The 19305-nt window shown below is 57.9% G+C and carries 11 protein-coding genes; 6 read left to right on the forward strand and 5 right to left on the reverse strand.

The annotated features are described in order from the left end of the window. Positions 1-521 precede the first annotated feature (521 nt). From LB557_RS17150 to LB557_RS17170, 5 genes are all read right to left on the reverse strand, one after another. On the reverse strand, positions 522-1418 hold the full coding sequence (locus LB557_RS17150; RefSeq protein ID WP_224641362.1) for a sensor domain-containing diguanylate cyclase: 897 nt from the start codon (positions 1416-1418) through the stop codon (positions 522-524). Between the two features lie 397 nt (positions 1419-1815). Beyond that, a complete protein-coding gene (locus LB557_RS17155) occupies positions 1816-2361 on the reverse strand; it encodes a recombinase family protein (protein ID WP_224641361.1) in 546 nt (181 codons plus the stop codon). A gap of 445 nt (positions 2362-2806) precedes the next feature. Beyond that, positions 2807-3394, reverse strand: a complete 588-nt coding sequence (locus LB557_RS17160; protein ID WP_224641359.1) for a hypothetical protein — start codon at positions 3392-3394, stop codon at positions 2807-2809. A 58-nt stretch (positions 3395-3452) separates the two neighbouring features. Then, the gene (locus LB557_RS17165) at positions 3453-3818 is read right to left on the reverse strand and encodes a YybH family protein (RefSeq protein ID WP_224641357.1); all 366 of its coding nucleotides are present in this window, start codon (positions 3816-3818) and stop codon (positions 3453-3455) included. Between the two features lie 61 nt (positions 3819-3879). Continuing rightward, positions 3880-5253 (reverse strand): tetratricopeptide repeat protein, encoded by a 1374-nt coding sequence (locus LB557_RS17170; protein WP_224641354.1) that lies wholly within the window; start codon positions 5251-5253, stop codon positions 3880-3882. Between the two features lie 878 nt (positions 5254-6131). Here LB557_RS17170 and LB557_RS17175 point away from each other — a divergent pair. The 6 genes from LB557_RS17175 (at position 6132) to LB557_RS17200 (ending at position 19232) form a co-directional block, all read left to right on the forward strand. Beyond that, positions 6132-7562 carry an NAD(P)-binding protein gene (locus LB557_RS17175; protein WP_224641350.1) on the forward strand — a complete coding sequence of 477 codons (1431 nt, stop codon included), beginning with the start codon at positions 6132-6134 and terminating at the stop codon, positions 7560-7562. Next, positions 7559-8278 carry a hypothetical protein gene (locus LB557_RS17180; RefSeq protein WP_224641348.1) on the forward strand — a complete coding sequence of 240 codons (720 nt, stop codon included), beginning with the start codon at positions 7559-7561 and terminating at the stop codon, positions 8276-8278. Before LB557_RS17175 ends, LB557_RS17180 begins: the two co-directional genes overlap by 4 nt. A 314-nt stretch (positions 8279-8592) precedes the next feature. After that, positions 8593-9801 (forward strand): Druantia anti-phage system protein DruA, encoded by a 1209-nt coding sequence (locus tag LB557_RS17185; protein ID WP_224641346.1) that lies wholly within the window; start codon positions 8593-8595, stop codon positions 9799-9801. 31 nt (positions 9802-9832) lie between these two features. Continuing rightward, a complete protein-coding gene (locus tag LB557_RS17190) occupies positions 9833-12577 on the forward strand; it encodes a hypothetical protein (RefSeq protein ID WP_224641345.1) in 2745 nt (914 codons plus the stop codon). Next, on the forward strand, positions 12577-13647 hold the full coding sequence (locus tag LB557_RS17195) for a hypothetical protein (protein WP_224641343.1): 1071 nt from the start codon (positions 12577-12579) through the stop codon (positions 13645-13647). The genes LB557_RS17190 and LB557_RS17195 overlap by 1 nt, the downstream gene beginning before the upstream one ends. After that, complete coding sequence (locus LB557_RS17200; protein WP_224641341.1) at positions 13644-19232, forward strand: DEAD/DEAH box helicase; 5589 nt, start codon at positions 13644-13646, stop codon at positions 19230-19232. The genes LB557_RS17195 and LB557_RS17200 overlap by 4 nt, the downstream gene beginning before the upstream one ends. Positions 19233-19305 lie beyond the last annotated feature (73 nt).

Consider the following 19305-nt stretch of genomic DNA (forward strand, 5'->3'; position numbering starts at 1 on the left):
CCCGCTTCAAACGCTTGCGTCGGTCGAACGTTCCTCCGTGAGACTAACATATGTTAGTCGGGCATCAGCATTGCTCGGAATGCGGGGATCTCCGTCCATCGAGGACGGTGGCCATGGTGTGCCTCCAGCTCAGGGTTATCATCTTGGCTTTCACGTCGATGATTCCAAGTCGCACTTTGCTGTCATTCCGTCGGAATTAGTCCAACGGCAAGTTCGCCGCGCCCAGACGGATATGACGAACACGGCAGGGGTTTGGCACCGCTACCTCCGCTGGCAGATGTTAGCCCGGCTCGCTAGGAAATTGGCTTTGAAACTGCCGGTCGAACACCGGCCTGAATCCGGCGGCTCAATGCATTCGTATGTCGGCCGAGCACCAACGCTATTCGCTCGACAAACCAGAGCGCGGGCATCGCGGCTAACGCTAAATCGTGTGGCTATTAGGCGGCCCAAACCTACAAGGATGCTAGAGTAGCGGCCTGTCACTGCGCGACGAGCGGCCCTCAGATTAAACGTCACTTCAGCTATGCAGCGTATAGATGGATGCGGTTACGGCCGCCGACCTTTGCCGAGTACAGGGCATGGTCAGCCCGGCCAAGCAGTTCCGCAACCGTTTCGCCAAGGCGGACCTCAGCGATACCGGCCGAGAACGTGTAGCTCACGGCGCGATCCTGCAATGGCCGCGAGGTCCGGATCGTTGCCAACATTCGCTCGACGATCAATTCGGCTTCCTCCATGCCTGTCCGGGGTAACACGAGGACAAATTCCTCGCCACCGATACGGCCGAAGCAGTCAGACCGGCGAACCTGCTTTTGGATACGCTTTGCAAAATCTTGCAGGATGATGTCGCCTGCGCCGTGCCCGAAGCGGTCATTGATGCACTTGAAGTTGTCGAGGTCGAGGACGCAGATGGAGCCCGACCCGTCACCGGCTCCGCGTATCAGTTCCTCTATCCTTCCAGTCACGAAGCGACGGTTCGCCACCCCAGTTAATTCGTCCGTATGAGAGGCTTTGATTGCCCTGTCCCGATCCTGACGCAGGGAACGACCTCCGGCACGGATAGCGGTAATGTCGCTGGCGATGCAAAGCATCCAGCCATCGCTCTGTACCGTCTCAGTCATCCATAGCCAGCGGCCATCGACGAGGTCTGTTTCAAAGGCGCGAAACCCGGTCTTTCCGCGGCGGGACTGCGCCGACACCAGCCACTTCTCCATATCAGCGGCATGGATGACAGTGCCCCTGCCTTCGGCGTGATTTCGGCGCATAAGGTCCGCCCACGATGGCGCCTCATCGCTAGCGACATAAAAGATGGAACGGAACGCCCGGTTTGCATAGCGCAAGCGGTCGAAGCTGTCGTAGATAGCAACGAGAACTGGGGTTTCGTCGTATAGCTCGGCAAGCTGCTGACGGGGCTCGTCCATACCTAGCGTATATCGCTTGCGGCTTAGGGAATTATTAATCGCCGCAGAAGACCGCTTTGTTCCTTACCCAATCGAGAACAAAGTCGTCGGCGCGCATCGCGTTACGCGGCCAGCGAACTAATCGATGGTTCGGCTGTCTAGTCGCTCGCGTCGTGATCGATTGGCCGTTGCTATTCTGCAGCTAAGGGGCCTAATTGCCCTCCGAATCCGCGGAGAAGTAAAACGTCAAGTTCGCGGACCCGCTTTTAACTCCTTCCGCTTCGCTGCAGGCATGGTCGTGGTAGGTTCACGGGTGATCGGCAGCACTTCATGGCGGAGACGCTGAAGTGAGCGCGTGAGTCCGAAGGGGGAGACGACCAAGGCCGTCAACAGAACCGGCCCGCCCGGCAAGCACACGTCACGTGCCTGATAAAATCCTATAGACCTGCATTCTAGAGCAGCCCAGTGCACTCGCGATGGCTGCCGGTCCGTTGCCTTCCTGTTTGAGCCTCAGAACAGTGTCGCGATCCAATCGGCGTTTCCCTCCACGATATACGCCCGCTCGCTTAGCTTGCTCGATGCCGTCGCGCTGCCGATCTTTGATGAACCGGCGCTCCATTTGCGCGACCATTCCAAGCACCGTCAGCACGATGTGGCCCATTTCGCCACGCGTCGAGACATGTGGGTCCAAGACGGTCACGAAGGCTCCTCGCTGTTCGCACTCGTAGATCAAGTTCAGTACGTCGCGAGTGTCGCGGCCGAGCCGGTCGAGGCGCGTCACCACCACTTCATCGCCGGGCCGAAGAAAATCCAAAACCGTTGCCAGCTCGGTCCGGCCGTCGCGACTGCCGCCCGAAACCTTCTCCGAACGAATGACCTCGCACCCTTCGGCTTTCAGCTTCACGAGCTGCGTTTCGAGGTCTTGGTCAGCGGTGCTGACGCGAGCGTAACCAATGCGAGCCATAGCCTGTCACCTCAAGGTTTTGAGGCTCGACGCTACCTTGCTGCAAATAGTCGATGTCAAGCTGGGGCCGGTTAACGACTAGGAAGTTATCGGCTTGGTTGTCAGCTAGCAATGACGGCAGCTGCAAGGAAATTTGGAACAGGCGTATCGGAAAAATCTCTTTTAGAGCAGCGCCCCATCATTCCGTGGCCAGTCGCGGAGCCGGGGGTGCCTCAGTTTCATTACATGAATGCGAGTGGCTTGCCAAACCGCGGAAGTCAGCTCGGCCGACCTGACCGAGCAAAACTGGCCATGGAGCGGTACGAAACCATAAAGCCTAGTCACAACGCTTCGATGATGGCCCTTGTGCACACCAATCTCTGCGAGCGAGAGGAAGACCGTAACCACTGACTACCGGGCTATAGAATGGCGGGAATCCAAACGATTGATACAGGCAACGTACCAGTCAGTTTTTTGAATCTCGGTGCTTTCTCAGCATTGAAACGAGCCCCTCTGCCTCAGACTGGACGCCCGAAAGCGCCCCCTCAACCGAACGCATCACTCGAACGGCCAAGCTCGCAGCCATCTCCGGTGCGTCCGCAGCATTATGCACTCCGAGGGACATTAGGCGGCCGTAGAAATTGGCGACCCTGAAGGCGATTTCCGGCTCGAGCAATCCAATACTCCCGACGTACGCGTTGAATATCGGCGTCTCGAAGCGGAACGAGATGCGGGGCCGAGTTTTTCGGTCTCCGCCTTGGTTAGCCATTGCCTCGGCGATCTGGATTTGTGCCGCCAAAAGCCGCGACGCGTCGGCGAGGGCAAGGCCAAGAGCCTGCACTTCTCCCAAAATCGCGTTGATGACTGATGCAAGCTGTTGTCGGCGGCTCGCCTCGGCCTCCGATTTGGCACGTGCTTCTTCGTGCGACCTTTGCCGAGCAGACTCCGTGGCCAAGGCGCGCTGCGAATAGATAACTCCTCCGAACCCGATCAACGCTGCGAAGAGAGCAACTAAGGTGCCCAAAATGCCTTGGTAGTTTATGATCCAATTCACGAGGTTTGGCCTTTTAGCGATAGCTTAAAGACCTGCGCCTAGCAGTCAATCGAGCTGGTTAATCGGTGCTATTGAGGGAACACATCCGTATCAGCCACCGGCCGTCGCTTTGTTGCTCGAAGACGCTGAGCGATGTGCCATTGCCCGTTTCGACGCCTTCCGAATAGCTTGCGAGACTCCAAGCCAATTCGCCCGAAATACCTGCTTGTATGACCCTCATTGCCTTGTCGCCTGCTTCTCCGTGGCCCTGTGTCCAAGTTGCATGGAGGGCCGCAATCTCATCACGGCCCCGAGCTGGTGGTGCATAGGGCGAATGCAACTCGGCGTCGGGAGTGAACATTGCTCCCAATGCTGAAGCGTCGGCGGCACGATAGGCAGCGACGTAGGCTTCCCAGAAACGCTGCAGTTCTTCATGAATCGCCATTGGCATCCCCAGTAGGTAAGTCACGCACTAACACCCTCCAGTTGCCCGAAGATTCCCCCCTTTAGTCGAGCCCGGCGAGAGACAGCCCCTTGGAAAGCTGATCGCGAGCGCCTTGGCTGAGAAACTCGTTCACGACTTGGATGCGAAGAGTTTCGTGGTCAGGCACGACCTTGAGCGCTTTAGCCAGCTCGGCCGCAGCTTCGTCCATTCTGCCAAGCCTAGCGAAACAAATCGCAAGGTAGGCAGCAATATACCAAAACTGCTTCGTCTGACGCGCGAAAGCTTGTATGGCTTCAGCATACCTTTCCAGCACTAAGAAAGCCATTCCGCGTATCTCCCAATGCCACGGCGGCGGTATAGGGTCCCGCAAGAGAGCATCGTCCATATTCCGTAAGGCTCCTTCGGCATCGCCCGTTCGAACAAGCCACTCCGCATAATAGGCCAGCGCTTTCGTATCACCGGGGTTCAGGGTTAGGGCGCGTTGGAGATGGGAGCCAGCTTCATCGTACTTTTGCTGACATGTTAAAGCCATGCCCAAAAATGCTTGGGCAGAAGCGTCACCGCTATCGAGCAGTACGGCTGCATTCGCAAAGCCGACCATCTTTTCGAGGTTCTCTTCATCTGGGTTCTGCAACCACTCAATGTATGCACAATAGCTCATCGCCGAATGAGCTTGGGACGAACTTGGATCAATTGCGAGCGCCCTTTCCGCATACGGCGTTGCATGAGCCGAATCGTGCAACTCGGCGTACTTTCGCGCCAACAAGAGACATTCGTATGCGGCCAAGCTGGGAACGCTTCTAGGGGCCGCGTGACTTGCAATCGCCTGCCCGAGGCGCGCTTCAAGCGTCACAGCAACCGTCCTGACAATGTCGTCCTGCACTGCAAATATGTCTCCGACATCGCGATCATAACGCTCGGCCCAGACTTCATGCCCACTAGGAACATAGGTCAGTTGCACAGCCACCCGGATCCTGCTCCCCGCTCGCCGCACACTGCCCGTGGCGATGTAATCGACGTTCAGCTCTTTTGCGACGGCCCGGAGGTTAAGATTCTTGCCCTTGAACGTGAACGATGAATTTCTCGCGATAACCAACAACCCTCTAAACCGTGAAAGTTCGGTGAGGATGTCCTCGGCAATTCCTTCGGCGAAATATTCGTGATCCGATCCGCCTCCCACATCTGAAAATGGAAGAACGGCGATGGACGCCAAAATCGGGACCGGCGCGTCTGGTCGCGTATCGACTCTCTGCACTGTACCCAGAGGGTCTACGATTTCCGCCCCAGCGCCGGTAGAGGTTCGATCTTGTCTTGGCGAGTTTTGTTGAGACGGCCCTTCATATTGCGAGAACGCGTCTAACAGAAGCGGGTCTATGCCCACTAGGGGAAGCGTAAGCGTTGGCTTTTCGTCGGGCATAACGAAAGCTACTTTCATCCACCATTCGAGTTTACGGTGGTTGTAGTGCCTGTCAATGGGAAGTGGCCGGTAGCCTATGCGAGCGCGCTTTTACCCTGTTTGTGAGGGGACCCGCATTGGCTACTCTGGCAACCCCGCCAGACGCCAGAGTTCGCCGCCAGATCACCGAACCTCCAATTTGGATTGACCGCAGAAATAGTCGGGCTTCCTCCTGTGCCTCAGAGACGCGACCGGCAAGGGCAAGCGCGGCAATCAGAGACTCTCTCGAACCCGTGCCATAGGTTTCTTCCCCGCTCAAGGACGCTACAGCTTCTTCGTACTGACCGGAGGATATTTGCCCAGTCCACGATCCAGAAATACCCACCCGGTGGACGAGAATTCAAACACATGCCTTCGCACAAGCTACCAGCGCCGCTTGCGGATTGCCTAAGTAGAATTGAAGCTCACCCGCCAACGCAACCGCATGTGCGTCGTTAGGATTTTGTCGAACGGCGGCATCTAGTTGGAGTTTTGCTTCATCCCAATTGCGATCATAAAGCTGAACGTAAGCTAGGACCGCGCGAGCGTGAGAATCGCCGAGGTCGATTTCCACGGCTCCTTGCGCGTGCACCAGAGCCTTGGCGCGGCCGGGCTGGTCCCGCGGCTAGTCTAGGCTGGCGCGCTCGATGCTTTGAAGCTGCTCGCACGAGCCAAGCCTCGACGTCACATTGAGGTTTAGGCCCCACGCTACCTTTGTCACAAATAGCCCGTGACAACCTAAATGTGACGCAGACGGGTACTGCCAGCGTTACGTAACACGGGGGTATACCCTGATGTGCACGAACACTGGCGCTCTACGCGCCAATCTGCCGTCAGCAAAGGTCATAGACTGGCCGCGCGATGTCAGGAATAGCGCCATGCCGTTCCAGAGGACGAAATTTCGGCTTGATACTGCGACTGCGTTGCCGCACATGCTCACTGGCATGACGCGCGGATCCATCAACACGCCTTCCGATGTTGCCTCTACGTATGAGGTAACGGAGAAGGTGTTCGTTCTCGGCAGCTTGTCGAAGGGTGTGACCGTGTACCAACAACAAGCCCGAGCATTGAATCTGGCCTGGGCGCTGCGGGAACTCAACGTTCACAAAGGCAGGGCCCTCGCCAAGGTAGCAGTCATTGGCGGCGGTGCTGCAGGGCTGACTTTTGCCTCGGCGATTTCTTCATTCCCCGGCGTGCAAGTCACCCTATTCGAGCAAAGGTGGGATTTGTGCCCACTTCAGCAAGGTTCCGATACTCGGTGGCTCCATCCGTTCATTTATCACTGGCCGGCAGTTGGAAGCAGGAGGCCGAGTGCCAGCTTACCCGTGCTAAACTGGAACGCCGGCAGAGCTTCAGACGTTGCGGCCAAGATGCTTGATGCGTTTGGTGACCGTTGCACGGAGAATGAGCGCAATAGTCGGCTTGTTCCTAATGTATTTCTCGGCCTGGGTTACCTCAAAGTAGACGCCCTCCGTGGAGAGGTGGAATGGTTAGGCTTGGCTGGGGACCGCGCCGGGCGACACTTTCGCGCTGGCGAACCGGCGGGCAATCGCCAAGCTTTTGATACGATCATAGTTGCTGCCGGTTTTGGCTTGGAGGCTGGTCAGCTAACTCAGGAGGCCATTGCGTCAGGCTCTTACTGGCGGAATGACACTTTGGGACAGCCGGTTTTGACCGGCGCTAGACCGGTATTCGTCGTGTCAGGCCATGGAGATGGCGGCTTGGTAGATCTCTGTCGGCTTACGATCGAGCGCTTTCGCCAAGACACCATACTTGCCGAACTATTTTCCAACGATCTTGAGGAGGTTGAAAAGGAACTGCGAGCCCTTGTCGGGCCGACTGGTGGTCGCCTGCCTGCCAATGTCAAGAAGCTGCTTGACAGGGCCTCCACACCGCTGTCGAGATACCTTAAGACTGCGACTAAGACGTTACGATCTCGGCTACGCAAGGACGTGCGCGCGGTTTTGCACGTGAGGCCTGAGCAAGAGGAGGATTGGAGCGTTGACCAACTCTTCGAAAATAAAAGTTCGTTCTTGAACAGGTTCCTTCTCTATCTGCTTTATGACGCAGGGGCATTTGCGATAACACTCGAACCAATTGCCGAATTTGCGAAGCGACAAGGCATTCCGCAAAGCCACATCGTACAACGTTACGGCACCGGCTCATACGCTCACGTTCTCGGCCTCTTCTCGGACCAGAACAAAGTGTCAGCGAGACTCGGGAAAATGAAAGATGATGATGATCAATCGCCTGACGAGCTTTGGCTGCCGGGCTTCTTCTCTCCTGATCCAAAAGGATTAGTCTCATGACAACGGCGCCGCATCCGTTCGAACCCACGCGAACTCAAGTGCAGTACCCGGAACCGGTGCCAGGGGCATCACAACTGGTGGCTCTACCCTTCACTGCAGCTATTGCAGGATATCTTCGCAGTGTCGGCATAGGAGACAGAACGCGGGTCGTGCTCCACCGCGCTATCAATCGCGAGGGCGGCGAATACCTGCAACAGCTAAGTGCCTATTCAGGAATTGACTACGATTCGAGTGGCGCCGGTAGGATGAACGCTGTTACGACCGGAATCATGGGAAAAGCTTTTGCACGTCAGAAGATAGTTCGAACCCGAGCCTATCCCACCGCTGAGGCCCTACTCAGGGATTTGCAGCAAGACATGAAAGACATTGGCGATCAGCGAGATATTAAAACGGTAGCTCTTTCCTATCTTGCAATCCCTATGATCTCATCGACTAAATCTGTCCCCGCGATTCTTTATGCCGATACCTTTTCGATCAATGCTTTTTCTGATGACAACAGACTTAATTGCTTGGTTGGTATGTGTGAAGAGCTTTGCAAACTTCTTGACAAGCTGACCGAGCAATCGCTTCCTGGAATTCAAAATTTTGAACTGACGCGAGGTGCGCCGGTCAAAGACACCTCGACCGTTTACCCACGACTACAGCAGGTGCTTGAGAACCATACAACGCCGAAATTCACTCGGCTTACATCGCTTAATTTCGAAGCGGCGAGCTAGCGCTTCTAGCGAAAAGCGGCCCAAGCTTAGCAGGTCGATGCCGAGCGCCAATCTTGGCGGCTCAGCACCTGTCATGGGAACAGTAGCAAAATGATCGCAGCTTTGAACGTCGTAGCTGCCGAATCGTTCACGGCGTGGCTATTGTGCCGCGATCATATGCAGCAGCGGTGAGGCCATCCATCGATTCGGCACACCTATCTCCCGTTATGCAAAACTAGCAGTGGGGTACGGCAACAAACGAATATGGCGACAACAATCGTGGCTTGTAGTTGCGCCGTAGAATGTTCAAAATATACCCTGGGGAGTAGGGGATAATGACTGCAAAACAGCCGCGCGTAGCGCAGCCATTTAGTGCCGAGGCGAAGTTAAAGCGTGCTCTCCGCAATCATCTGCGCGTGCTCGGTTTTAGCAAGGACGACAATGGCGACCTAGTACTTCCTGACGGTGGAAAGGAAGTGGTGCGCAACCTCCACCGCAGCCAGTGGCGCGAGAAGATGGCCACCGCTCAGCCTCTAATTGCGCGCGCACTCCCACAGGCGCTGCCGCACTTTGCCAACGGCGCGGAGATCGATCCAAAGAAGATCAAATTCCGCCTAATCCTGGTGCGCAGCGACACGGCCGAAGCCGACCTGTTTCGCATCGCCACCCTGACTTGGTCGGTCCCGGTATCGCCGGGGTTCGGCCGCCGCATACGCTACCTCGTTTGGGATGATGGTCACAACCGTCTAGCAGGCGTTATTGCCCTTGGTGATCCGGTTTACAATCTCTCGGTCCGTGACAACGAGATCGGCTGGGACGTTCACGACCGCGCCAAGCGCCTTGTTGGCCTTCTCGATGCCTACGTGCTGGGCGCGGTTCCCCCGTACAGCTTCCTCCTGGGGGGCAAGGCGGTGGCTTGCCTCATCCGCTCGAAGGACGTCTTGAAGGACTTCAACCGTGCCTACGGCAAATCGATCGGCGTGATTTCAAAGTCCGCCAAGCACGCCAAACTTCTCGCCGTCACGACCACCTCTTCGATGGGTCGCTCATCCGTCTATAATCGTCTTAGACTCGGCGACCTTACCTACCTGAAGCCCCTCGGCTTCACGAAAGGCTTCGGGCACTTCCACATCACCGACAGCCTGTTCGAAAAGATGCGGGCGTACCTTCGAGAACGTGATCACGACTACGCCGACAAACACATCTTCGGCGAAGGCCCGAATTGGAGACTGCGTGCGATCCGGGCCGCGCTGGTCGGTCTGAACGTCAACGAAAACATCCTGAAGCACGGCATCCAGCGCGAAGTATTTATCTCGACGCTGGCTGAGAACGCCTACGAGGTGCTTAAGGATGGCACGGCGAAGCCCGACTTTTCGACCTTACGGAGCGTGTCGCAGATTTCCGACTTAGCACGCGAACGCTGGATCGTGCCGCGGGCTGAACGCGGAGAGATCGACTACCGATCCTGGACGCGTGAGCAGATTCCCAATCTGATTAAGCGCAAGTGCGAGTTGCCCACCGCTACCAAGCGTGGAACCGGATAGCGGTATGCTCGGGGGAGTTCAGCACAGGCTCATGGAGGCCTTTTCCGCGCTCGCCAAGCGGCGGCGCGGGGCCAGGTATCCTGTCTATGCCCTCGAACACGGCCTGACGTCGGACGAAGTCGAAGAAGTTTGGAACTCGGCCAGTGCCTCGATTCGCTATATGCCGCCATCAGCCTCGCACTGGCTTGTATGGTGCGCAATCGCGGCGGAAGCCGGCTACCGTTATTCTGGAGATGAGTTTTGGCCTGCACTCGAACGGCATCCGGGCGAGTGGCGAACAAACGACTATCGGCAGCGACTACGCGAATTTTATCGGCGTTTCAGCATGGAGTTCGGCGGGCCAGAACCGAAGGGACGCTGGGCCGGTCACTTCAACATCATTGCGTGGCCTATCAGCGGAGCAATCCTTCCGCTCTACCTTCAGACGCCGTTCGCCCATCATCTCTTCGACCAGCGATTTGCATTACCCCGAGCCATCCAGACAGGCGGTGATGCAGTCGGCCAACTCCTTCTTGATCGCTACAGCGGGACTTCGTCGCGCTTTCGCGACTTCCTCCAACAAACGGAATTGACGAGCCAGATCTTGCTCGCGCTGCGTGACGAGGGGCGGGCGCCTGAAGTCACGCGTATCGAGCCATCCGTCCTGAGCAAGATCGTCACTGACTTGGAACGCAAACGGGATGCACGTTCCTATTTGCGCGACGCGCGTCGCCTCATTGAGACCACCACCTTCAAGATCGGCACCGAGCTTCAACCTAAACATTCAGGCCGCGATCTCGCCAGGCAAAAGGAGGCTGTCGCAGGCCGCTTCACGCTCCTCGCCCGCAAGCTCCCAGACGGACCTTTCGCACTTGGTATCAGGCTTCCAGATTTTCGCAGCGCTGGGCTCAACCGCGATATCCTCCTAGGCCAGCGCATTCGATTTGCCGGGAAGGATGAACCCTCCCAGCCGGCATCCGTCCTGCTCGCTCTGAGCGGCGGTGAACGTCGGCTCGACGTCTTCCCGGCGCCGAATGCCGATCTTGTGACCGCGGAGGACTCAAGCGCTGGAATGGCAGCCGTGCTTGGCGCCGTCGCTCGCATCGACGAAAGACCAGCCTGGGTTCTGCGTAGGCAACTCGATGGTGCGTATGAAGAGGTGCTGGGCGGCCATGTACGATCAGGTCAAGACTACCTTTTGCTCGTTCGAGGAAACCTGCCAAACGATATGATGGAGAGTGCGGGCCTACAGCGGGCCGTGGTGCACGCGAAGGATGTTGAAGCCTACTCGACCAAGACACCCTCCATATTCACTGAGCCCCATCGAAAAGCCTTTAAGGCTCTCGGGATCAGCGTACGCACAGGCGTCAGTGTGGCTCCGGTCGGACTTAGCCCGAGGCCCGGCGATCTACCCGCGTGGCTGACCACCGAGCCTGTCCTTGTCGCCACATCCGCAGATATCGACATCGCCCGACTGATGGTCTCGCTTGACGACGCCGAAGCCCAAATCATAGCGTGCTCTAACTCTAGAGCGTTGATCGCTGTTGATCATCTTGAGCCAGGGTGGCATTCGCTCGCCTTCAAGCCGCTTCTGACAGCGAACGCCGGATGGACTTCCCCCTCCGATGTGTTCGAGTTTGAAATCTTGGCCCCTAAGCCTTGGCCAGAGGCCATGAGCGGCAAATCGGGATTTCGCCTGATCCTTGACCCGCCGGACGCGACCTTCGAAATGGTCGTGAGCGGCGAAGCCACGTTGCAAGCCTTTGGACCCCCGCGTCGGGGGGTTCAATGGTCCCTCGTCGCCTACAACGCTGCGGGACATCCTGAGTGCACCATGCAGCTCGGTGCGACGCGTGTGGACGAGCCGTCAAACCTACTGTCCACGGCCCTGGAACAGGCATGTCGCCGGTACTCGGACCAAATCGACGAAGCGTATCAGATCGACATCGTCGCAAGCCTCGACGAACTTGGCAGGCAGTCAGAACGCTTCCCACGCACGGTCGAACCACTTCGCTGGAAGTTCGATCCTACCAATAGGGCTGTGCGGTTGGTTGATGAAACAGATCACGAGGAATTGCCCACGCTCAGTTGCTATACGCTTGGCAATCCGATGGAGAAATCTCCACTCCCCCTCGAAGTCGCGCTCGTAGGCGTGAGGCCAGACGGCGAAGGAGCTCTGTACGTCGCGCGGTATAAGAACCTGACGCAGTCAATCTTCGTAAGCGCTCCTTCCAGCTCGAAGTTCAAGGACTTCTCGTCGCTCGGAACGAATCAGAACCTATCGCTCCCGCCGCACCGGGGGCTTGCGGTCATACGGCTGATCGATGGCATGCGTCGGTGGGAGAAAGCGAAACCTGTCGGACATTGGGCATTGGTTCGTCGCGACCTTACGGTGAGACGTTTGCGTGAGGAACTCACCGCCCTCTGCTGTGGGCGCGACTTCGCTGGCCTTGTGCTGAGTAACCCACCGTCGCTCGACCAAGCCCAGGCAAAGGTCGGTGGTTCGCAGGGCTTTGGCTACAGAATGAGGCGGAGCGACTGGCCCACTGACTACGTGTCGGCCGCCGCATCGTTCGTCCACTTCGCCAGGCACTACCAGGTAGAGTCGGACGAGCGATTGGCGCGGCTCGCTCTCACCTTGGCCTATCGTCCGCTCAAGCTTCGCCTCGACGCCATCGACGACAAGACCGAATTTCTCGCCCATCTTCTCGACCATGGGCATTTGCTGCGCGGTGCGTTCCTTGCTCACGCCGTTTCACGAATGCCCGCAACCGCGATCTTAAAGGACACCGCGTGATGCGTGCGATCGAACCTGCCGAACTTGTAGCTCTGATATCGGTCGCTTTGGGGCTCCCACCGTCTGGCGCCATACATGGCGTACTGAAGCCAGCGTTGCGGCGTGGCAGCTACTTGCTGGCGCCGTGTTCGTCAGCGGACCTGATCAGGTTTGTCAGCGATCCTCTGGGTGGCAACCAGAGCATTCGCGACGCCGTCGAACCAGCGTTGGAAGATCTCATCACTTACGGCGACATTCTCGAGATGCGGAAGATTGATGGTGACGAGTGGGACGTCCCCGCTGTCACCTTACGCCCGGCCTCTCCCGCGTTCGTGCTCCGCTCACCGCATGAAGCAATCATTCTCGGCGTCGCCGGAGATTTCCCATCCGCGCTGCCCGACGACCTTGCAAGGTTGGTCAGTGACGACGGTCCAGTTCGCACCCTGAATCGTCCTGACGACGAAGAGTTGGGCGCACATTTGCGAAGCCTCGGTCTTTCGGAACTCAAAGAAGCGGCGTGGCTGCGGCTGCCTACGGCAGTAAGCACGAAAGATTACGTTGATAGCTGGAGAGCACGGCTGACCGTCGCGCGTTCCTGTGCGCCGCTGGTAGACGGACTTGAAATTCTTGGGCCCGAAAAATCGTCGCGGTTCTACAGGGGGCGATGGCGGTCCCCTCTCGCCACCGACAGCGGAATGTTCGTTGCTCGTCGGCCACAAGCCTACGGGTTCAAGCTATGGTCTGTTGTGGACATAGAGAGGGGCGAAGCACGTCGCTTGATCGACCTGTCGCCTTCTGACTCATTCGAACGCGGCTGTGACTTGGCTTGGCGACTTCAGGCAGCCATCGACGCCAAACGCGGTTCGCCGCAACAGTTCGATGTGCTCGATGAGGGCGCTCTTACACACTTCGATTTTCACGGCCCGCTTCCGTCGTTCGCCGAGCGGCGACTTGCGCTGGTCGGCTCTAAGTCGCCGGCCGAGAATTGTCTCTTCCGATATTCGATGCCAAAGGCGATGCGAAAGGCGGAGATCGCTTTGCTTCAATCAATACTGTGGATGCAGCCAAATCGCGAAGGAGAACGGCGATGACGCTCACCATCCAAGAGACCATTGAAAGCCTAAAATCTTCCCTGATCGGCTACATCGAAGCGACCTACCACATCGCCGACCCGAAGGTGGTCGCACAACGCCACACGCTGCTGGAACAAGCCGGCGGCATCTTTCAGTCACCGTATCTGGAATCGACTCCACGCTACCAAACCGGGGCCAGATACGCCGAGATGGAGGGCATTCCTGCGGCTGCGCTTGAGGCCTATCTGCGGCTATCGAACAAGCAATTTGGCAAGCAGCTATTGTTCGATCCTCCCTACACGCACCAGGCCGATGCGATCCGCACGATCCTGAAGGACCAAGCGAATCTTATGATTATGACGGGGACTGGCTCGGGTAAGACCGAGTCCTTCCTGCTTCCTATCCTTGGCAAGCTCGCCATCGAAGCCCGGGAGAAAAGCAAACAGTTTCTCGGCTACTCCGCTGTCAGAGCGATGGTGCTTTATCCAATGAACGCGTTGGTCAACGATCAGCTTGGACGTCTGCGCCTGTTGTTCGGCCATGAGCGCGTGCGCTCGATGTTTATCGAGTGGTCCGGGCGCACTGCGAAGTTCGCGCGCTACACCAGTCGGACGCCTTACGCTGGCGTGCGTTCACGAAAGAAGGATGGCCAACGGCTCAGGTCAATCGGGGAATTCTTTGTTGAGATCGACAAGGCGGCTGAGCGCCATCTAACCGGCAAACCAGTCATCGCGGACGAGGACAAACGCGCCTTCGAACTTCGTGCCTCACTCATGAAGCGAGGCAAGTGGCCGGCGAAAGAAGACATCACCGAATGGTATGGGTCAGGCGAATGGAGGAAAGGCGGCGAGTTTTGCCGCGCTGTCACCCTCGATGACGATGCCGAACTCCTAACGCGTTACGAAGCGCAGAAGACTGCACCCGACCTCCTGATCACCAACTACTCCATGCTGGAGTACATGATGCTCCGCCCGATCGAGAGGACTATCTTCGATCAAACCCGCGAATGGCTGGCGGCATGTCCCGATGAGAAGTTCCTGATCGTCCTCGACGAGGCACATCTATATCGAGGCGCGCAGGGTGCGGAAGTCGGCTTGCTGCTTCGCCGTCTGCGCGATCGGCTGGGGATTCCGCCAGGGCGCTTCCAGGTCATCTGCGCGACAGCCAGCCTTAGCGAGGAGGGCAAGAACAAGGCAGGGACCTTCGGCAACCAACTTAGCGGTGTTCCCGCCGCCTCCTTCGTTCCTGTGCAAGGTGATTTGAAGCTCAGGCCGGCCGAAGCACCAGGCATCGAAGCCGACATCCACGCGCTCAACACTGTCGATCTGAACAAGTTCTTTTCCGACGACGCGAACACGCAGGCTGCGGCCGTCTCAGATTTTCTGAACGCTCGCGGAATTGTGGCGGACGCCAGCAACATCGCCTCACAACTATACGACGCCTTGAGCGACTACGGCCCCTTCAGCCTTCTCGTGAACTCGACGATGAAGGCAGCGCAGTCGTTCGATGAATTGCGCGACCTCTTGTTTCCGAAGGCCGACCCGATTGCGGCAGATCGTGCCGTAAATTCTCTGATCGCGATGGGGAGTAGGGCGCGCCGAACTGACGACGATGCGAGCCTGCTGCCCTGCCGTGTCCATGCATTCTTCAGAGGATTGCCTGGGCTGTGGGCATGCTTGGATCCCGATTGCACTGAGCTTAAACCCGCCGAGCGCGGCGGTCCTATCGGACGGCTCTATACCCAGCCTGTGGACCGCTGCGGCTGCGCGGCGCCAGTCCTGCCATACTTCACCTGTCGCTACTGCGGCACCTCGTATGCGCGGGCCTACACTAGAGACGTCTCGAAGCCCGACTTTCTGTTTCCAGAAGCGGGACACCGACTTTTCACCGCCGAAGGTGTTGTCGAGGAATTCGAAGCTCTCGACATCATGTTGCAACCGCCGACCCAGGATCATATGGGCTTGGAGGCGACTTATGATCTCGGAACCGGACGTCTTAACCAGCACGCGCCCGGCGCCAAGATGCGCTCTGTTTTTCTATCCCCCTTCACGCAGGGCCTTGTCACCGTCTCTACAGAAAAGCCGAGCACCGATGAGGCGGACGACGAGGACGAAGTGGAAGATGCAACCGCATCGGCGAGCCAGGGGCTCTTTATCCCCTGTGGCTGCTGCGGCAATAAGGTTCGAGGCGGAAAAACCAGCGTCCAAGACCATCAGACGAAGGGCGATCAACCTTTCCAGGCATTGGTGTCCTCACAGATCAGCGTGCAACCGCCAAGTCCCGCAAAAGCCACTGACTTTGCTCCTCTTCGGGGTCGGAAAGTGCTGGCGTTCTCCGACTCTCGGCAAGTCGCAGCACGTCTCGCTCCTTCGCTCCAGAATCTTTCTTTGAGGGACACGCTGCGCGCGCTGGTGCCGGCAGGCTTCAACATGGTGGCAGCCGATCCTAGCTTTAGCCCAATTTTGCGGCTGAACCACGCTTGGATCGCAGCAGTCGTTGCAGCCAACAAGTTCGGCATTCGCCTTAGGCCGAAATTGGCCAACGCGTCAGAAACCTTGCCGCGCTTGAAAAACACCAAGTCAGGCGAACTCCCGACGACAGCAGCCCTTTTCGGGCTCATGAACACGACGCCTCCGCAGAATCTCACGGACGCGATCCACGAACTGATCCGTCACAACATTCTTGGGCTTGAACCACTCGCGGTCGCGTCAGTCGTCGAAGCGCCCGACATCGCATCCAAAATCGAGGCGCTCCCAGCGATTGAAGGTCTCGCCACGGAACCACCCGACAAGGTCGCGCTTGTCCGGCTGTGGGTACGAGCGTGGATCAGAAAGAATGGCGTTTGGTTCAAAGACATGCCCGACGATTGGTGGGGCACCGGCAAGAAAGTGCGTGCCCACAAGGGAGACTTCCGTGCCCTCAAGCATGTCTGGGCGACCGCAGATCAGAAGAAGTTCTTCCTAAAGCACTGGGTGCCGCTTCTCAAGATGCAACTGTGTCAGCAGACGAGCGCAGGCGACCGCCTGCTGGCATCCAACCTTTCACTTCTGATCGGTGGCGCGTGGCGTCGATGCAACACCTGCACCTCCGTGCACCGTCCGCTTCCGACACTGCATCGGTGTGTCGAATGCGGCTCTACCGACGTGCACATGTTCGACCCGGACAAAGATCCTGTCTTCGAGGCCCGCAAGGGCTTTTATCGTGATCCAGTGATCGAGGCATTGAGCGCCACCAAGCCCAACCTCCTGTCCATCATCGCGGCCGAACACACTGCGCAGTTGGGAACTGCAGCATCCGATGAAGCCTTTTCGCAGGCCGAGCAGCACGAAATGGAGTTTCAAGACATTGACATCGGCTGGCGCGAGATCGACCAGTTCGAAAAGACCAGCATAGATGTGCTCAGCAGCACCACGACTATGGAAGTCGGCATCGATATAGGCGAACTGTCAGGAGTCGCGCTTCGCAACATGCCGCCTAGTCGCGCGAACTATCAGCAGCGCGCCGGGCGCGCAGGTCGCAGAGGTAATGCGGTCGCGACGGTCGTCGCATTTGGAAGCGCCGACAGCCACGACGAGCACTATTTTTCAGACCCAAAGGCGATGATCCGCGGACCAGTCGTCGACCCGCGTCTGACTCTCGAAAACCCAGACATTGCCCGGCGGCACATTCGCGCCTTCCTCCTTCAGCGCTACCACGAAGATCGGCTGCCGCAGCTCGATGAGAAGAGCGAGGGGCCCTCGAACCTCTTCTCGGTGCTCGGGACGGTGCAGGACTTCCGCGACGGCATCGGCACAATCCATCGAAAAGATTTCGCCAACTGGCTGAAGACGAACGAGACCAAGCTGCGTGCCGGCATCGACGGCTGGCTTCCAGATCAGCTTCTCCCGGCTACACGCGAAGTTTTACTCAACGGATTCGTCGCCGACGTGACGAAGGCGTTTGACCAGGCAATTTTCGGAAATCAGGAACCGCCGTCAGCCCCAGAGGACGACGAATCTGGGGACAGCGGAGCTACCGTTGATCCGAAAGGTTGGGAGGCAGCTGGAGCCGATACCACAGAGGAACTCGAATCCGATCCATCGCCGGTGAATGACGAACTCGTCGATTCTTCCAGCGACAATCTCCTTGATCGGCTCCTTTATTGGGGTGCCTTGCCGCGCTACGCTTTCCCCACCGACGTGGCGACGTTCACGGTCTTCAGTGAAAAGTCGACTGCCTACCGGGCGGTCCCCAAATTCTCTCCGAGCCAGGGCTTGAACGTCGCTCTCTCCCAGTATGCACCCAACAAACAAGTCTGGATCAAGGACCATCAGTACACCTCGAAGGCCATCTACTCGCCATTCAAGGGGGAGAGGAAGCGAGCATGGGGCCGTCGCCGACTCTTCTATGAGTGCGAACGCTGCAGCCATGCGAAAACGGTTCCCGAATTCGACTTCAGCAAAATCGGCGAGCGACTGACCTGTGAGGCTTGCGCTTCCCCAAAGAGCTTCGGCCCAGCCCGTCCTTGGTTCCGGCCACCCGGCTTCGCCCACGCCTGGGGTGATGAAGCACCGACGGTGGCGGATGAGCCGAACGACACTGCGTACGCCACGCGCGCCAAGCTCATTATGGCTCTCAACGCCGAGGAGGCCGGCGAGGAGGTTGGATCGCGCATCCGCGCTTTGCGGGTGCGGGATCATCTTCTCATTTCGAATTCGGGCCCGGAGCGTGAGGGCTATACATACTGTCGAGTATGCGGACGCATCGAATCCGCGACGTCGCCGGACTGGAATCTCAGCCAACCTCACCCTCTGCCTTACCCAAGCAACGGTGACGAACAGTGCCAGGGCCAGCATGTGTCACGTCACGTTGTCCTAGGCGGCGACTTTCGTACAGACATCGCGCTGTTTTCGCTGAAACTCGACGCTGCGTTCCACCTTCCCCCAGCGAATTCCGAAACGCAGATGGCGATGCGGACAATTTGCGAAGCGCTATCTGCTGCGGCCTGCCGGCTGCTCCAAATCGAAGCCGGAGAAATTCTCGCCGAGTATCGCCCCGCACTTAACGACAGTGGGGCGCATGGCGTCCTTGTAGAAGTCTTCCTCTATGACACGTTGGCGGGCGGTGCTGGTTTTTCGCCTCAGATGGTGCCGCGTGCCCAGGAACTATTTGATAAAGCTTTGGAGATCCTTGAGGATTGCCCCGGTCCCTGCGACGCCTCCTGCTACCGGTGCCTGAGGACCTTCCGGAACAAGCTCGATCATGCCCTGCTAGACCGCTTCGTCGGCGCACAGCTGCTGCGTCACGTGATGTTCGATACGGCACCGCAGTTCCCCAAAGGACGGGCTGCTGCCTCCCTCGAACTTCTAGCCAAGGAACTGGAACACTTGTTCAGCGCGAATTGGACCGTAGAGCGCCACTATGACGCGTCCGCCGCCGAGGCGCCGCTTGTTCTGATCCGGAAAACTGACGGGAAGAAGACGCTCGTGGATGTGCACTCGCCCATCGCCATGAACATTCGCGTCTTTGGTTCTTCATCTCCCGCGGTCGAGGTCATCGATGAGTTGAAGCTAAGACGGCATATGCCCGAAGCGGTGGACCAGGTTGTGAAGGCTATGGGCTGAGCTTTGATGGCCTTTCGCCAACTTCCATCACTTCGCTACCTGCAGCCGGTTCCTCCAAAAGGCTTAGCTCCGC

Source organism: Mesorhizobium sp. BR115XR7A (assembly GCF_020165315.1).
GTDB classification, from domain to species: Bacteria; Pseudomonadota; Alphaproteobacteria; order Rhizobiales; family Rhizobiaceae; genus Mesorhizobium; species Mesorhizobium australicum.